Here is a 13,422-nt window from a genome sequence, read left to right as displayed (position 1 = left end):
CCGAATATTTGTTTATGTCAGTTGAAATTGTGCAATTTCTTCGTACTTAGGCGACCGGTCAAGATGGGTTTGAAACAAGGAAAACCGGGTGACGGCGCTTGAAACCCTGCCGCTTTCAAACGGAACATGAGGCGGGAACGGTTTATCTCCGCTCCATTTCCGCGCCATCGTCATGTGAGGATGATACGGACGCTTTTCCACTTGAAATCCGGCTTTTTGTACAGCCTGCTTTGTTTTTTCCCGTAAATCGAACAGATAATCATTCGATTCCGGCTCTAAATGCAGCACTCTCGGCTGCTCGCGGGCGCCGAAAATCTCAAGGCTTTGAAATTGAACGGTAAACGGCTTTGTAAGAGCTGCGATTTCCGCAAGCATGGGCTTTAAGCTTGTAAGCCGCGCTTCATCCGCTGCGCCGAGAAAGATTAAGGTGATATGATAATCAAGCGGATGCACCCACTTTTTAAATGTTAATACAGGTTCCTTTCTGGCTGCTTCCCAAATCGGTTCAGCAATACCAGCCGGAATCGGAATGCCGATAAAATAATGCGGCAATGAAGCTTTCATACGAGGGACTCCCTCCTTAGGTTATGGTGTTATTATAAAACGGATAAGCGGGAAGGAGAACCCTGTCCGCTTATATGATAGGATATTATGTACCAAATGTTTTATACAGAGAGGAATGAGACGGGCTTGAAAATCGTTAACAACACAGCGGATTTGATCGGCGATACCCCGATTGTAAAGCTGAACCGCCTGCAGCCTGCGGACGCAGCGCAAGTCTATTTAAAATTAGAATCTTTTAATCCGAGCGGCAGTGTCAAAGACAGAGCGGCTTACAATATGATCATGGAAGCCGAGAAAAACGGACGTTTAAAACCCGGCTCTGTGATCATCGAGCCGACCAGCGGCAATACCGGCATCGGCCTGGCCATGAACGCAGCGGCACGCGGATATAAAGCCATCCTTGTCATGCCTGACACGATGACGAAAGAACGCATCAATCTGCTTAAAGCGTACGGCGCGGAGGTTGTGCTGACACCGGGAGCGGAAAGAATGCCCGGCAGTATCAAAAAGGCGAAAGAACTTGCCGAACAGATCCCGGGAAGCTTTATACCGATGCAATTTGAAAACAGCGCAAACCCTGATGCACACCGGAAAACGACCGCCGCAGAAATTTATGAGGCGGTTCAGCAGCTCGGCAGACCGCTCGGCGCTTTTGTCGCCACGGCGGGAACGGGCGGCACGATTACGGGAACCGGAGAAGCGCTGAAAGAGCTTTTCCCGGATATGACCGTTCATGTCGCGGAGCCTGCGGGTTCACCCGTTTTATCCGGCGGAAAACCCGGCGCCCATAAGCTTGTCGGGACAAGCCCCGGTTTTATTCCCGATATATTGAATCAGAATGTTTACGATGAAATCATAAAAATATCTGATGAGGATGCATATACGACAACACGGCGTCTTGCCGCTGAGGAAGGTATTCTCGTCGGTCCTTCGTCAGGCGCAGCATGCTTTGCGGCTGTTGAAACAGCAAAACGCCTGCCTTCTGACCAGATTGTCATCTGCATGACGGCAGATACGGGGGAACGTTATTTATCTGCGGATTTATGGTCATTTGAATCATAAAAAGGGATGCCGCAAGCGGCCCCCCTTTTTTGTTTTATCATTTTGCAAGCTCATAGATAGCCTGAGCGTATAAAGCCGTTGCCCGCAGGAGGTCATCAATTTCAATGTACTCGTCCTTTTGATGAGCGCTGTCAGGACGGCCCGGGAACAGCGGCCCGAACGCGACGCCTGCTGAAAGGGATCTCGCGTACGTTCCTCCGCCAATTGAAATCAAGTCTGCTTTTTTGCCCGTTTGGCCTTCGTATACCTTTTGGAGTGTCTTTACTAACGGATGATCGGCTGATACGTGGTGCGGTTTGCTGTCTTTGAATTCTCCAAGCTGAAAATCGTCTGCCGCCATAAAAGCATCACGAATCACTTTGCTGTCTGATGTGACGGGATAGCGGATATTGATGCCGAGTTCTCCCCCCAGATCCTTTTCATATGTAAAGGTGCCGACGTTCAGCGTAAGCTCACCGCTGATGTCATCTTTACAGTCAATGTTAAGCTTTTTCCCTCGTGTATCATGTAAAAAATAATCGGCAACGGTTTTTATAAAATGATTTCCGGCTTCATCAAGCTCAGCCCCCTGTAGACATTCAGTGAGCTTTAACCCGGCATTCACACCGTTATCCGGCTCCATCGCGTGGCATGATTTTCCGTAAACCCTCAATGTCAGCCTGCCGTTTTCCGCCTTCGCCTCACCCTGTGTATTGGATTCTTCCAGCCATTTGCTGAAATAGGTGCTTACAGCGTCAATATCGGTTCCTTCAATGACGGCTTCCGCCGCATCCGGAACCATATTTAACCGCAGTCCTGAACGAAACGAAACAAGCCCGTTTTCGGCTTCACGGCCGGCTACTTTTGATTCAATGCCCAATGACGCGTCAATGATTCCCTTTTCCGCATTGATAATCGGAAAATCAGCGTCAGGAGCAAAGCCGATATCAGGCATTTTTTCATGCTTGAAGTAGTGCTCCACGCATCTCCAATCACTTTCTTCATCAGTCCCGATAATGATCCTCACGCGTTTGGATAAAGGCAGCTGCATATCTTTGACGATTTTCAGCGCGTAAAGCGCCGCCATCGTCGGTCCCTTATCGTCAATTGCCCCTCTTGCGTATATCCGTCCCTCACGAATGTCGGCGGAGAAAGGATCACTCGTCCAGCCGTCTCCGGGCGGCACGACATCCACGTGGCAAAGCACGCCGACGATCTCATCCCCCGTTCCCCACTCAATATGGCCTGCATAGCCGTCAATATTTTTTACGGTAAAGCCTTCCTTCTCACCGAAATCAAGCAAAGATGTGAGACACTCATTGATGCCTGAACCAAACGGCCGGCCGGGACGGGCTGTTGATTCATCCATCACACTGTTAATTTGCAAAAACTTCTGTGTATCACGGATCAGGTCTTCTTTTTTTCTGATTACTTCAACTTCCCAGTTCATCACAATCCCCTTTCTTTATAAACGACTTGCAAAATGTTGATAAAACGAATAATATAGATGATGTTTTGAAAAAACGTTCGTCATTGGAGGTACTTATGTTTCATCTCGACAAGCATCAAACGACAATAAAAAGAGAAATTACTGCGGGACTGACCACCTTTTTTACAATGGTTTATATCATTGTGGTCAATCCGGTGATCCTCTCGAACGCGGGGGTTCCGTTTGATCAGGTATTTACCGCGACGATTATCGCATCGATTGTCGGAACGTTGTGGATGGCTCTGGCTGCGAATTATCCGATTGCCATTGCTCCCGGCATGGGTTTAAATGCGTATCTTGCGTTTCATGTCGTCGGCGCCGGCGCCGGCATTACGTACCAGACAGCTTTCAGCGCTGTGTTTATCGCAGGAGTCATCTTTATTATTTTATCGTTAACTCCTTTAAGAAAACAACTGATAGAAGCGATTCCGGACAATTTAAAATACGGGATTACGACCGGCATCGGTTTATTTATAGCGTTTATCGGCTTGCGTCAGGCGGGAATCATCACAGCTGACAAGTCTAATTTAGTCGCCCTCGGCGATCTTCATTCGCCCGTTGTCATCTTAACGCTGATCGGGCTTATCATCAGTATTGTACTGATGGTGCTGAATGTAAACGGAGCATTATTTATCGGCATGGCGCTGACTGCCATACTCGCCTTTATCACAGGGCAGATTCATTTCACGAAAGGATTTATCTCTTTCCCGCATCTGCCGGAAGGGCTCTTGATTTCAAATCCGTTCGCCGCCTTCGGTGATGTCGTTCACCACGGCCTGTATGCCGTTGTCTTCTCCTTTCTTCTCGTCACCATTTTTGACACGACAGGCACGATGATCGGCGTTGCCGAACAGGCGGGATTGATGAAAAACAATCAGCTTCCGAATGCCAGGAGAGCGCTATTGGCTGATTCGACCGCTACGACGGTCGGCAGCATCTTCGGCACAAGCCCGACGACCGCGTTCGTGGAATCTTCAGCAGGGGTTGCAGCCGGCGGAAGAACGGGGCTGACGGCACTGACAATCGCAGTCATGTTTGCCGTTTCCATGTTTTTCAGCCCGCTTGTCAGCGTCTTATCCGAGGTTTCTGCAATTACATCACCAGCGTTGATTATTGTCGGCAGCCTGATGATGGGAGCAGTCTCTAATATCCGCTGGAATGAGCTTGATGAAGCTTTCCCGGCGTTTCTGGTCATTTTGGCCATGCCTTTGACATCCAGCATTTCAACAGGAATTGCACTCGGATTTATTTCATATCCGCTTGTTAAAATCGCAAAGAGAAAGTGGCGCGATATTCATCCTTTGGTCATCATCTTTGCCATCCTGTTTTTTATTCAGCTCTTTATACTGAACGGACATTAAGAAAAATCCCTCTCCGGAAAAGGAGAGGGATTTTTTACATATAAACAGCAGAAAGGACCGCTGCAAGAAGGCACCAGCCGACGCAAACGAATTGAATGGTATTCAAAGCGCCTTTTTTCGCCCGGAAATAATCGTCACTTTCTTTATCAATGCCGCTTACTATCGGTTTGTCCATGATCCGGTCAAAGAGAAGCGACAGCACATATCTGTTGACTCCGGTAAACAACATTAAGACGATCAGCTTCAGCCACATCAGCAGAACGACAATGAGAGCGGTGAACGCCGCCATAAATAGATAAAGCCGGCGGACATACTCACTGTTTCTGATCAACACTTTGAAAAACAATTCCTTCCATGCTGTAAGCGCCGACCGTTTTTTAAAGATACGCTTTGACTGAGGGTAAAGCAGCGGCTTGCTCCGTCTTTTATCTTTTACATTCGGCAAATGCACATCCTGACTCAGCATCATGACAGAGGCGGCAAATGAAAGCTTGCGTTTTTTCTCCTCAAGCACCTCTTCATCAAACGCTGACAAAGACGCTGTTTCTTTCAAACACGATATGACTGAACAGACGAAAGATATACCCCCTAACAGCCAAAGCCAATACCATTGGGCAAATCCGATAAAAACGAGTGAAACGACAATCAGGGCGGCCCCTGACAGCCAGCCGGCCATTTGATTTACGAGTGTCTTCCGCTTTCTTTTCCATTTATCGTTTACCGCAATCACCGCGCAATGGAAGCCAAAAAGGCAGATAAATATTCCCGCATATACCGATGGAGAACTTTCACCGTATTGACGCCATAACGGATATAACAGCACAGCGAGCAAACTCCACTTTATACATGATATGAAGACCGAATACAGAAGAGCATATCGTTTCAGCTGTAACAGCAGGTGTTTTGTATGCATAAAAAAACCTGATCCGCCTCAAGCAAAAAGGTATGGATAAAGCCTGTGCATAATAGCAGCGCACTGAACACATAGAGCCAGTTCCAGCCCAGAATCCCCGCCCCTTCAAATAAAAGCCCCTTCCCCTTCATCCACTCCGTATACTGATACACCAAAAAGCCAGCTGCCGGAAGAACGATATACAAAGCGACCGTCCAATCAATAACCGTGCGGGACACCCTCCATTGATACCGCCAATACTCATAAAGCCTTTGAAAAAATAAAGCACGGCCGGTCATTGATGACTGCCCCGAACCGCCAAATAAAAGCAATCTAACAGTGAGCGGCTTCCCGTTTCATCCTGAAGCTCCTTCAGGGTGCCTTTGAGGAGCAGAGAGCCTTTATCCATTAAATAAAACCGGCCGCAGATTTTTTCCGCGGTATCAAGAACGTGGGTGCACATGAGAATGCCCGCCCCTCTTTCTTTTTCGAAGATCAGCATGTCGGTAAACAGCTTGGTCGAGATAGGGTCAAGCCCGATAAACGGCTCATCAATCACATAGATATCAGGCTTTGCCAGAAACGCCTGCACCAGCATCAGCTTCTGCTGCATTCCTTTCGAAAAAATCGAAGGCAGGTCATGTTTTACAGACGTCAAAGAAAATTCATCAAGCAGCAGATCGGCCCGCTTTTGGTATTCTTCTTCTCGGATGCCCCGCAGTGAGCTGATCAGCTCGATATACTCCCAAAGCGTCAGTTCATCATAAAAGTTCGGCCGTTTCCGGTATGTAAGCATAGGAGGAGTTGTTCCACTCGATGTGACCCTCCATATCCCGGGACAGCCCGAGAATCGCCTTTATCGCCGTGCTTTTTCCTGCGCCGTTCGCTCCGATTAAGCCGACAATCTCCCCGGCTCCTACAGACAAAGAAACATTTGAAAGCACCTTCGGCCTGTCAGCGTAGCCCGTGCAGATAATATTCGCATTCAATAATTCTCCCATGCTTCTCCCTCCCTCATTTATATACGGGGACGTATAAAAAAAGTTTCAGTTTCCATAATATTAGGAGCGGGTCAAACATAGTAATGCACAAAGCCTGCCGCCAATTGGTAAAAATTATCTGCGCTTATTCCTAGATTCATGTCCTCTATATCGTGTATAATAGAGGCAGCAAAAAAGAAAAAACTTAAATGTCTGCCTTTGTTACTTATTCGTACGAAGTTTTAGAGTCGTGAGTTGTGGTATATCAAGTCCATCCGATCTTATGATAGGGAGTGGTTTTTTGAAGCCTTCAACAAACCGTATGCTAACTCGGATCAAATCAGTTTACATGTTCATTCAAGAAAAAGGTCTTGTGACAACACAGGAACTGGTTGACGAATTCGGTATTACACCAAGAACCATTCAGCGAGACTTAAATGTGTTAGCATACAATGATCTTGTTCACAGTCCTTGCCGAGGCAAGTGGGAGACAACACGAAAAAAAGTTAAAATTACATCATAAGCGAACAATTACATAGGACCGTACGTCTGGTCTGATATGCTGCAAGGCAAAGCAGCCTCTTTGCCTTGCTTTTTGTTCCTCCATAGATAAAAAGCCCAAAACAGATCTGTTTTGGGCTTTTCTGATTTCCGTTTTACGTTTCCGTTCCTGTCAGCGCTGCCAGCTCTTCTTCAGTCAGCTCCCGGAACTCACCCGGAGCAAGCGCCGGGTCTAAAGAAACCGCGCCCATTGAAAGCCGCTTTAAATAGGTCACTTCGTTCCCGACGGCTTTTGCCATCAGCTTCACCTGATGATATTTGCCTTCTGTAATGGTCAAATGAATCACCATATCATCCGGGCTTTGTGTGATGGTTTCAACGGCTGCCGGTTTTGTCTTGTAGCCGCCTTCAATGATGACGCCTCTCTCCAGATCGGCGATTTCTTCCCCCGACAGCGGCAATTTCAAATGGACCTCATACGTTTTCGGAACATGCTTTTTCGGAGAGAGCAGACGATGAGCGAGCTGACCGTCGTTTGTGAGAAGCAGAAAGCCTTCCGTGTCTTTATCCAGACGCCCTGCCGGAAACGGTTCAAACCGCTGCTCTTCCGGTGTCAGCAAATCAACAACCGTTTTTTGCCGGCTGTCTTCGGTGGCGGACAGCACCCCTTGCGGCTTATTCATCATAATATAAATAAATTCGCGATAGTCTGCCGGCTCGCCGTACACAGTAATATCCTGCACATTCGGGTCCACATGCGTTTTAACATCCTTCGCCGGCACCCCGTCAATCATTACCGCTCCTGCCTTGACGATTTTTTTCACATCTTTTCTTGAGCCGAATCCGCTGTTGGCAAGCAGCTTGTCAAGTCTCATTCTATCCTCTCCTTTAATAAGAAAAGCCCGCAAAAAGCGGACTTTCTGTCACATATTTTAATGGGCGGAGTGTCTGCCTTTTCTAAAAACGCGCGGCAGACGGTTTCCGAACATTTTCTGTAAAAATCCGATTCGGTAAGCCGCATACATATACACCGCACCGCCGACAACCGCACAGATAAAGACGACGATCGCCGCATGCAGCTGGCCGCTTTGATAAGTAACGAAGAAGCCGAGCAGCCATTGTGTCAATTTGACCGCTACCGCCATCACGACGGATAAAAGCGCCATTAAAATAACCCGTTTCAGCAGCACCGAGTATGAATAACCCGCATGGCGCTTGATCATGATAAATCCGTACAGAAGTGAAGCGATATAACCGAGCGCCGTTGCTAATATGGCCCCGTCTCCCTGAAACAGCTTAATCAGCGGAACGTTCAGCAGCACTTTTATGATAACACCGATAAAAAGGCTGACTACCGCAAACTTTTGTTTATTAATGCCTTGTAAAATCGCGGCATTAACGGTAAACAGAGAAAATAAAATCGCTACAGGCGCATACCAGAACAATATGTCTTGTCCGATATCAGGACGAAGGCTTTCAGAGCCATAAAAGAACGTATAGGCGGGTCCGGATAAAACGGACATGCCGACGACGGCCGGAATGACCAAAAACAGAATGATTTGCATCGTTTGGTTAATCTGCTGGTTTAACAGTTTGTAATTTTTGCTCGTAAATGATTCGGTAATGGTCGGGATTAACGTAAGACCGAAGGCGGTCGCCAGTGATACCGGAATCATGACAAGCTTCGGCACATACAGCGTGACTATCGCCAGCATGTCCTGGCTGATGTCTTTATGGCCGGCCGCAATCATTGCTTTATTAAACGTATTCGTGTCGATATACGAATACAAAGGGATAGCCAGTCCGACAAACACGTACGGAGCGGCATAGCTGAAAAGCTCAATGAACATTTTCTTATAGCTTAAGTCAGCCGACGGAACGAGATTCGGCTTCATCGCCAGTAAATCGCCCTTCCGTTTATTCCAGTAAATATAGAGGACGACAAGTCCGCCGAATGAACCGATCAAAGCTGCAAATGTCGCATAACCGACGGCTATGACAAGGCCTCCGTTTATCACTTTTAAAATGAGGTAGGTTGCTCCTAATAAAAAGATGATCCGTGCAAGCTGTTCGACAACCTGAGACACGGCTGTCGGCCCCATCATCTGATGGCCCTGGAAAAACCCGCGCACAAGACTCATGATCGGCACAACCAAAAGAGCCAGGCTGACCATACGGATGACATAAACGACGTGATCAATTGTCAGTCCGTTGTTACTCGTACCCCCAAGCGACGTTTCCGCAAAAAACGGCGCCGAAAGATAAAGAATCGTAAAAGCGATCATCCCTGTAACGAGCATGACCGACATCCCCGCTCTCAGCATCCGCCTGCTCGTCTCATAATCCCCTTTGGAATTATATTTCGAGACAAACTTTGATACCGCCGCGGGAAAACCCATCGTGGCAATGTTTAAAAATAATGTATATTGATTATATCCGTATTGAAACAAAGCTCCGCCCGTCGCTCCGACCATTGCGCCGAAAGGGATCAAATAAATCATACCTAAAATCCGCGATATATAGGTGCCGAGCGTTAACACGAACGTGCCCCTTAACAATTTGCTTGACATGTTTCCTCATCACCATTTTCTACGAAGATTCAACTTTTCTATTTTAACACAATTGGCCATTTAGACGGTAATAATTACAGCGGGAAACTTTTAGAAAGCTCTTAAAAAACAAAATACGTTTAAGGGAAACCCTTCTTTCGCTATAATAGCAAGAAGCGGACATTTCCGCCGATTACTATGTGAAAAGAAAGTTGTTGATGAAATTGAAACATTATGACGTGATTGTGATTGGCGGCGGCCCTTCCGGCTTAATGGCTGCGATCGCCGCGGGCGAACAAGGGGCAGACGTCTTGTTAATTGATAAAGGAAACAAATTGGGGCGGAAGCTGGCGATTTCCGGAGGCGGGCGCTGCAATGTGACCAACCGCCTCCCCGTTGAAGAAATCATTAAACATATCCCCGGAAACGGACGTTTTTTATACAGCGCGTTTTCTGAATTTAATAACGAAGATATCATTGTCTTTTTTGAAAAGCTCGGCATTCAATTAAAAGAAGAGGATCACGGGCGCATGTTCCCGGTGACGGACAAAGCGCAAAGCGTGGTCGATGCACTCTTGAATCGCCTGAACGAGCTCAGCGTCACCATCCGCACGAACGAAAAAATTAAAGAGGTTCGCTACGAGGACGGCAGGACGGCAGGTATTACGACAAACAACGGCGAACTGATTAACGCAAACGCCGTTATTATAGCGGTCGGCGGGAAATCAGTTCCCCATACCGGAAGCACAGGAGACGGCTATGCATGGGCTGAAGCAGCAGGTCATACCATTACGGAGCTGTTTCCGACAGAAGTTCCGGTCACATCGGCCGAACCGTTCATTAAGAAAAAAACGCTTCAGGGCCTGTCATTAAGAAACACGGCAGTCAGCGTGTTAAACAAAAAGGGAAAACCCATCGTTACACATGTGATGGACATGCTGTTTACCCATTTCGGCTTATCCGGTCCGGCCATTCTCCGGTGCAGCCAATTCGTTGTCAAAGAGCTGAAAAAGCAACCGGAAGTGAAGCTTCGCATCGACCTGTTTCCTGACATCAACGAAGAGGAATTGTTTCAGCGGATGTACAAGGAGCTGAAAGAAACCCCGAAAAGAGCGCTGAAAAACGCACTGAAGCCGTGGATGCAAGAACGGTACCTGCTCTTTTTGCTGGAACGGAACGGGCTTGACCCGCAAATGTGCTTTACAGATTTGCCGAAGGATCCATTCAGAGCCTTTGTCAAAGATTGCAAGCAATTTACGGTTTCTGCAAACGGCACGCTTTCTCTGGACAAAGCTTTTGTCACCGGCGGCGGTGTTTCCGTAAAAGAAATCGAACCGAAAAAAATGGCTTCTAAAAAAATGGAAGGATTATATTTTTGCGGGGAAATTTTAGACATTCACGGATATACCGGAGGATACAATATCACCTCAGCCCTTGTCACGGGGCGGCTGGCAGGTTTGAATGCGGGACTCTTCTCACGTTCGCTTTAAGGACGGTTTTAAAGCGCTTTTATCAGTAATCCGGTTGATAACTGTCCAAAAACATGATAGAGTTTTTTACGTTTTGTTTCACCTGATTGAGGGAACAGGAAGAAAGGAATGATCTGTAATCGTACGACCATACTAAACAAAAAAGGCGTACTGAAAAAAAGTCAGAGGGTGAGAACGTTTGAAGAAGAATAACATCTCCAGTGTTTTTTGGATTGTGATTGTTATCACAGCCGCGGCTGTTCTGTGGGGAGTATTGTCTCCGAAGAGCCTCCAGCGGGTTACTGATACAGTGCAAAATTTTATCACAAATTCTTTCGGCTGGTATTATTTACTGGTTGTTTCCGTGTTTGTGGGATTCTGTCTCTTTCTCATTGTGAGTCCGATCGGCAAAATAAAACTCGGAAAACCCGAGGAAAAACCTGAATTCGGTTTATTATCATGGTTTGCCATGCTGTTTAGCGCAGGTATGGGAATCGGTTTGGTCTTTTACGGCGCTGCGGAACCGATCAGCCATTACGCTATCAGCTCTCCCTCAGGTGAAACAGAAACGCCTCAGGCATTCAGAGATGCACTCCGGTTTACCTTTTTCCACTGGGGGCTTCACGCTTGGGCTATATATGCGGTCGTCGCTTTATGTATTGCATATTTTCAATTCCGAAAAGATGCTCCCGGCCTGATCAGCAGCACACTGACACCGCTTTTAGGCGATAAAGTAAACGGACCGCTCGGTAAAGCAATCGACTGTATCGCTGTGTTTGCGACCGTTGTCGGTGTAGCGACAAGCTTAGGGCTCGGCGCCACTCAAATCAACGGCGGCTTGCATTACTTATTCGGAATCCCTAAAACTTTTTCCATTCAGCTGGTTCTGATTGCCGTCGTGACCGTGCTTTTCTTAATTTCTGCATGGAGCGGCATAGGCAAAGGAATTAAATACTTAAGCAATACCAACATGGTGCTTGCGGGTATTTTGATGATCTTTATGCTGATTGTCGGCCCGACCGTGCTGATCATGAACTCATTTACCGATTCCATCGGTCAATATATCCAAAACATCGTGCAAATGAGCTTCCGCCTGTCGCCGAATGATCCGCAAAAACAGGAATGGATCAACAGCTGGACCATTTTCTACTGGGCCTGGTGGATTTCCTGGTCTCCGTTTGTCGGGATATTTATCGCCCGCGTGTCAAGAGGCCGGACCATTCGCGAATTTTTAATCGGTGTGTTAGTGACGCCTTGTATTCTGGCCTTTTTATGGTTTGCGATTTTCGGGGTATCGGCAATGGATCTTCAGCAAAAAGGCGTGTTCAATGTTGCTGGGCTGTCGACGGATACGATGCTTTTCGGCACACTCAGCCATTATCCGCTTACAATGGTGACATCCGTATTAACGCTTATCCTGATCGCTGTTTTCTTTATTACATCAGCCGATTCAGCGACATTTGTACTGGGAATGCAGACGTCTTACGGCTCGTTGGACCCGTCCAATCGCGTAAAAGTCACATGGGGAATCATCCAGTCGGCTATGGCTGCGGTTCTTTTATATTCCGGAGGCCTTGCCGCACTGCAAAACATGGCCATTCTCGCGGCGGTGCCGTTTTCTATCGTGATTCTCCTCATGATTGTATCCCTGTATAAATCATTGGCGAGTGAAAGAAAAGGACTCAGACAAATTGAGAAATATCAAAAGCCCAGAAGTCCGCGCGTCAAAAAAGCATAATACGAAAGAAGCCCGCCATCGGTGCGGGCTTCTTTATTTTCGGTATACAATTAAAGCGGAAAAGCAATAAAGCTGTTCACCTTCAGGATCACAGGCCGCCGCTACAGTATATTTAATATCAACGAGCTGTTCCTCTGAAATTCCTTTTAGAAATGAATTGACTTCAGTCTGCAAATCTTTTTCATGCTCCTCATCAAAAACCGCTACCTTCAGCATGTACTCCCCGCTCCTTTCTCTATCAATTTATTCGGGTTCAGACGAATTATGATAGAGAAAGCTGAATTCTTTCTGGCGTCTCTATATTACGTTCACGAACCAATGAGATCTGCCTCCGCATTTATTTTATTGAGTTTTCATCTGCTGGCACAATGGCCGTCTCAAATTGCCTTACAGGCGCATGTATCCAGCGCGACAGTATCAAGGATTTTAAATCGGGAGGACTCTCTGTCGTGAGGGAAGAAACAGTCGAAGGAATATGGCTCAAGAATCGCAGAAGCGATGAAAACCGACATTCGAAGGCAATGTGCTGAATACAGGGCACATACCGAATCTGCCGGCAAAGGCCATTGTCAAAGTGCCATGTGCAGCCGACAGAAAACGGATTACGCCTCTTGCTTTTCAGGGGAACTGCCGGAACGGCTCGCCGCTTTTACCAGAACCAATATTAATACACGGCTTCTGCCATCGAAGCGGCCTTCACATTAAAAGAGGAAACCGTCTATCAGGCTGCCATGCTTGATCCGCATACAAGCGCCGAGCTTTCCCTGCAAGACATCGCGTCTTTGTGCGATGATTTATTTGAAGCCCATAAAGACCGGGGACTGACCCCCTAGAATGA

Annotated in this window: 10 protein-coding genes and 3 pseudogenes; 6 read left to right on the top strand and 7 right to left on the bottom strand. The window is 47.2% G+C overall.

Features of this window, described 5'->3' with window-relative positions; all coding sequences use genetic code 11:
* Nucleotides 1-12: 12 nt before the first annotated feature.
* A complete protein-coding gene (thpR, locus tag J7E26_RS08715) occupies nt 13-564 on the bottom strand; it encodes an RNA 2',3'-cyclic phosphodiesterase (RefSeq protein WP_214803945.1) in 552 nt (183 codons plus the stop codon).
* 96 nt (nt 565-660) lie between these two features.
* Here thpR and cysK point away from each other — a divergent pair, with 96 nt between their 5' ends.
* A complete protein-coding gene (gene cysK / locus J7E26_RS08710; protein WP_214803944.1) occupies nt 661-1,626 on the top strand; it encodes a cysteine synthase A in 966 nt (321 codons plus the stop codon).
* A 37-nt stretch (nt 1,627-1,663) separates the two neighbouring features.
* Here the strand turns inward: cysK and pepV are convergent, their stop codons facing one another.
* Nucleotides 1,664-3,055 (bottom strand): dipeptidase PepV, encoded by a 1,392-nt coding sequence (gene pepV, locus J7E26_RS08705; RefSeq protein WP_214803943.1) that lies wholly within the window; start codon nt 3,053-3,055, stop codon nt 1,664-1,666.
* Between the two features lie 95 nt (nt 3,056-3,150).
* On the opposite strand from pepV, the gene J7E26_RS08700 reads away from it, so the two are divergent.
* Nucleotides 3,151-4,455, top strand: a complete 1,305-nt coding sequence (locus J7E26_RS08700) for an NCS2 family permease (RefSeq protein ID WP_214803942.1) — start codon at nt 3,151-3,153, stop codon at nt 4,453-4,455.
* A gap of 34 nt (nt 4,456-4,489) precedes the next feature.
* On the opposite strand, the pseudogene J7E26_RS08695 reads toward J7E26_RS08700, so the two are convergent.
* Nucleotides 4,490-5,646, bottom strand: a pseudogene (locus tag J7E26_RS08695) (ABC transporter permease).
* A pseudogene (locus tag J7E26_RS08690) lies at nt 5,643-6,348 on the bottom strand (ABC transporter ATP-binding protein). The pseudogenes J7E26_RS08695 and J7E26_RS08690 overlap by 4 nt, the downstream one beginning before the upstream one ends.
* Before the next feature lie 280 nt (nt 6,349-6,628).
* Here J7E26_RS08690 and J7E26_RS08685 point away from each other — a divergent pair.
* On the top strand, nt 6,629-6,850 hold the full coding sequence (locus J7E26_RS08685) for a DeoR family transcriptional regulator (protein WP_214803941.1): 222 nt from the start codon (nt 6,629-6,631) through the stop codon (nt 6,848-6,850).
* A 133-nt stretch (nt 6,851-6,983) separates the two neighbouring features.
* Here the strand turns inward: J7E26_RS08685 and J7E26_RS08680 are convergent, their stop codons facing one another.
* Entirely contained in the window at nt 6,984-7,703 is a 720-nt protein-coding gene (locus J7E26_RS08680; RefSeq protein WP_214804234.1) for a pseudouridine synthase, read from the bottom strand.
* A gap of 57 nt (nt 7,704-7,760) precedes the next feature.
* Entirely contained in the window at nt 7,761-9,398 is a 1,638-nt protein-coding gene (locus J7E26_RS08675; RefSeq protein ID WP_214804233.1) for a putative polysaccharide biosynthesis protein, read from the bottom strand.
* 203 nt (nt 9,399-9,601) lie between these two features.
* Between J7E26_RS08675 and J7E26_RS08670 the strand changes: the two genes are divergently transcribed.
* Together J7E26_RS08670 and opuD are read left to right on the top strand one after the other, a co-directional pair.
* On the top strand, nt 9,602-10,867 hold the full coding sequence (locus J7E26_RS08670) for a BaiN/RdsA family NAD(P)/FAD-dependent oxidoreductase (RefSeq protein ID WP_214804235.1): 1,266 nt from the start codon (nt 9,602-9,604) through the stop codon (nt 10,865-10,867).
* A gap of 178 nt (nt 10,868-11,045) precedes the next feature.
* On the top strand, nt 11,046-12,584 hold the full coding sequence (opuD, locus tag J7E26_RS08665; protein WP_214804232.1) for a glycine betaine transporter OpuD: 1,539 nt from the start codon (nt 11,046-11,048) through the stop codon (nt 12,582-12,584).
* A gap of 33 nt (nt 12,585-12,617) precedes the next feature.
* Here the strand turns inward: opuD and J7E26_RS08660 are convergent, their stop codons facing one another.
* Nucleotides 12,618-12,800, bottom strand: a complete 183-nt coding sequence (locus J7E26_RS08660) for a sporulation protein Cse60 (RefSeq protein WP_214804231.1) — start codon at nt 12,798-12,800, stop codon at nt 12,618-12,620.
* A gap of 243 nt (nt 12,801-13,043) precedes the next feature.
* On the opposite strand from J7E26_RS08660, the pseudogene J7E26_RS08650 reads away from it, so the two are divergent.
* Nucleotides 13,044-13,417 (top strand): annotated as a pseudogene (locus J7E26_RS08650) (family 4 glycosyl hydrolase); the annotation flags it as partial.
* Nucleotides 13,418-13,422 lie beyond the last annotated feature (5 nt).

Source organism: Bacillus sp. ISL-51 (assembly GCF_018613535.1).
Classification (GTDB): domain Bacteria; phylum Bacillota; class Bacilli; order Bacillales; family Bacillaceae; genus Bacillus.
The sequence above is the reverse complement of the archived record's forward strand: the minus strand, read 5'-3'. Positions and strand labels throughout refer to the sequence as shown.

Coding starts and splice junctions, on each gene's coding strand:
- thpR (WP_214803945.1), bottom strand. CDS start 564: ATGAAAGCTTCATTGCCGCATTATTTTATCGGCATTCCGATTCCGGCT.
- cysK (WP_214803944.1), top strand. CDS start 661: ATGTTTTATACAGAGAGGAATGAGACGGGCTTGAAAATCGTTAACAAC.
- pepV (WP_214803943.1), bottom strand. CDS start 3,055: ATGAACTGGGAAGTTGAAGTAATCAGAAAAAAAGAAGACCTGATCCGT.
- J7E26_RS08700 (WP_214803942.1), top strand. CDS start 3,151: ATGTTTCATCTCGACAAGCATCAAACGACAATAAAAAGAGAAATTACT.
- J7E26_RS08680 (WP_214804234.1), bottom strand. CDS start 7,703: ATGAGACTTGACAAGCTGCTTGCCAACAGCGGATTCGGCTCAAGAAAA.
- J7E26_RS08675 (WP_214804233.1), bottom strand. CDS start 9,398: ATGTCAAGCAAATTGTTAAGGGGCACGTTCGTGTTAACGCTCGGCACC.
- J7E26_RS08660 (WP_214804231.1), bottom strand. CDS start 12,800: ATGCTGAAGGTAGCGGTTTTTGATGAGGAGCATGAAAAAGATTTGCAG.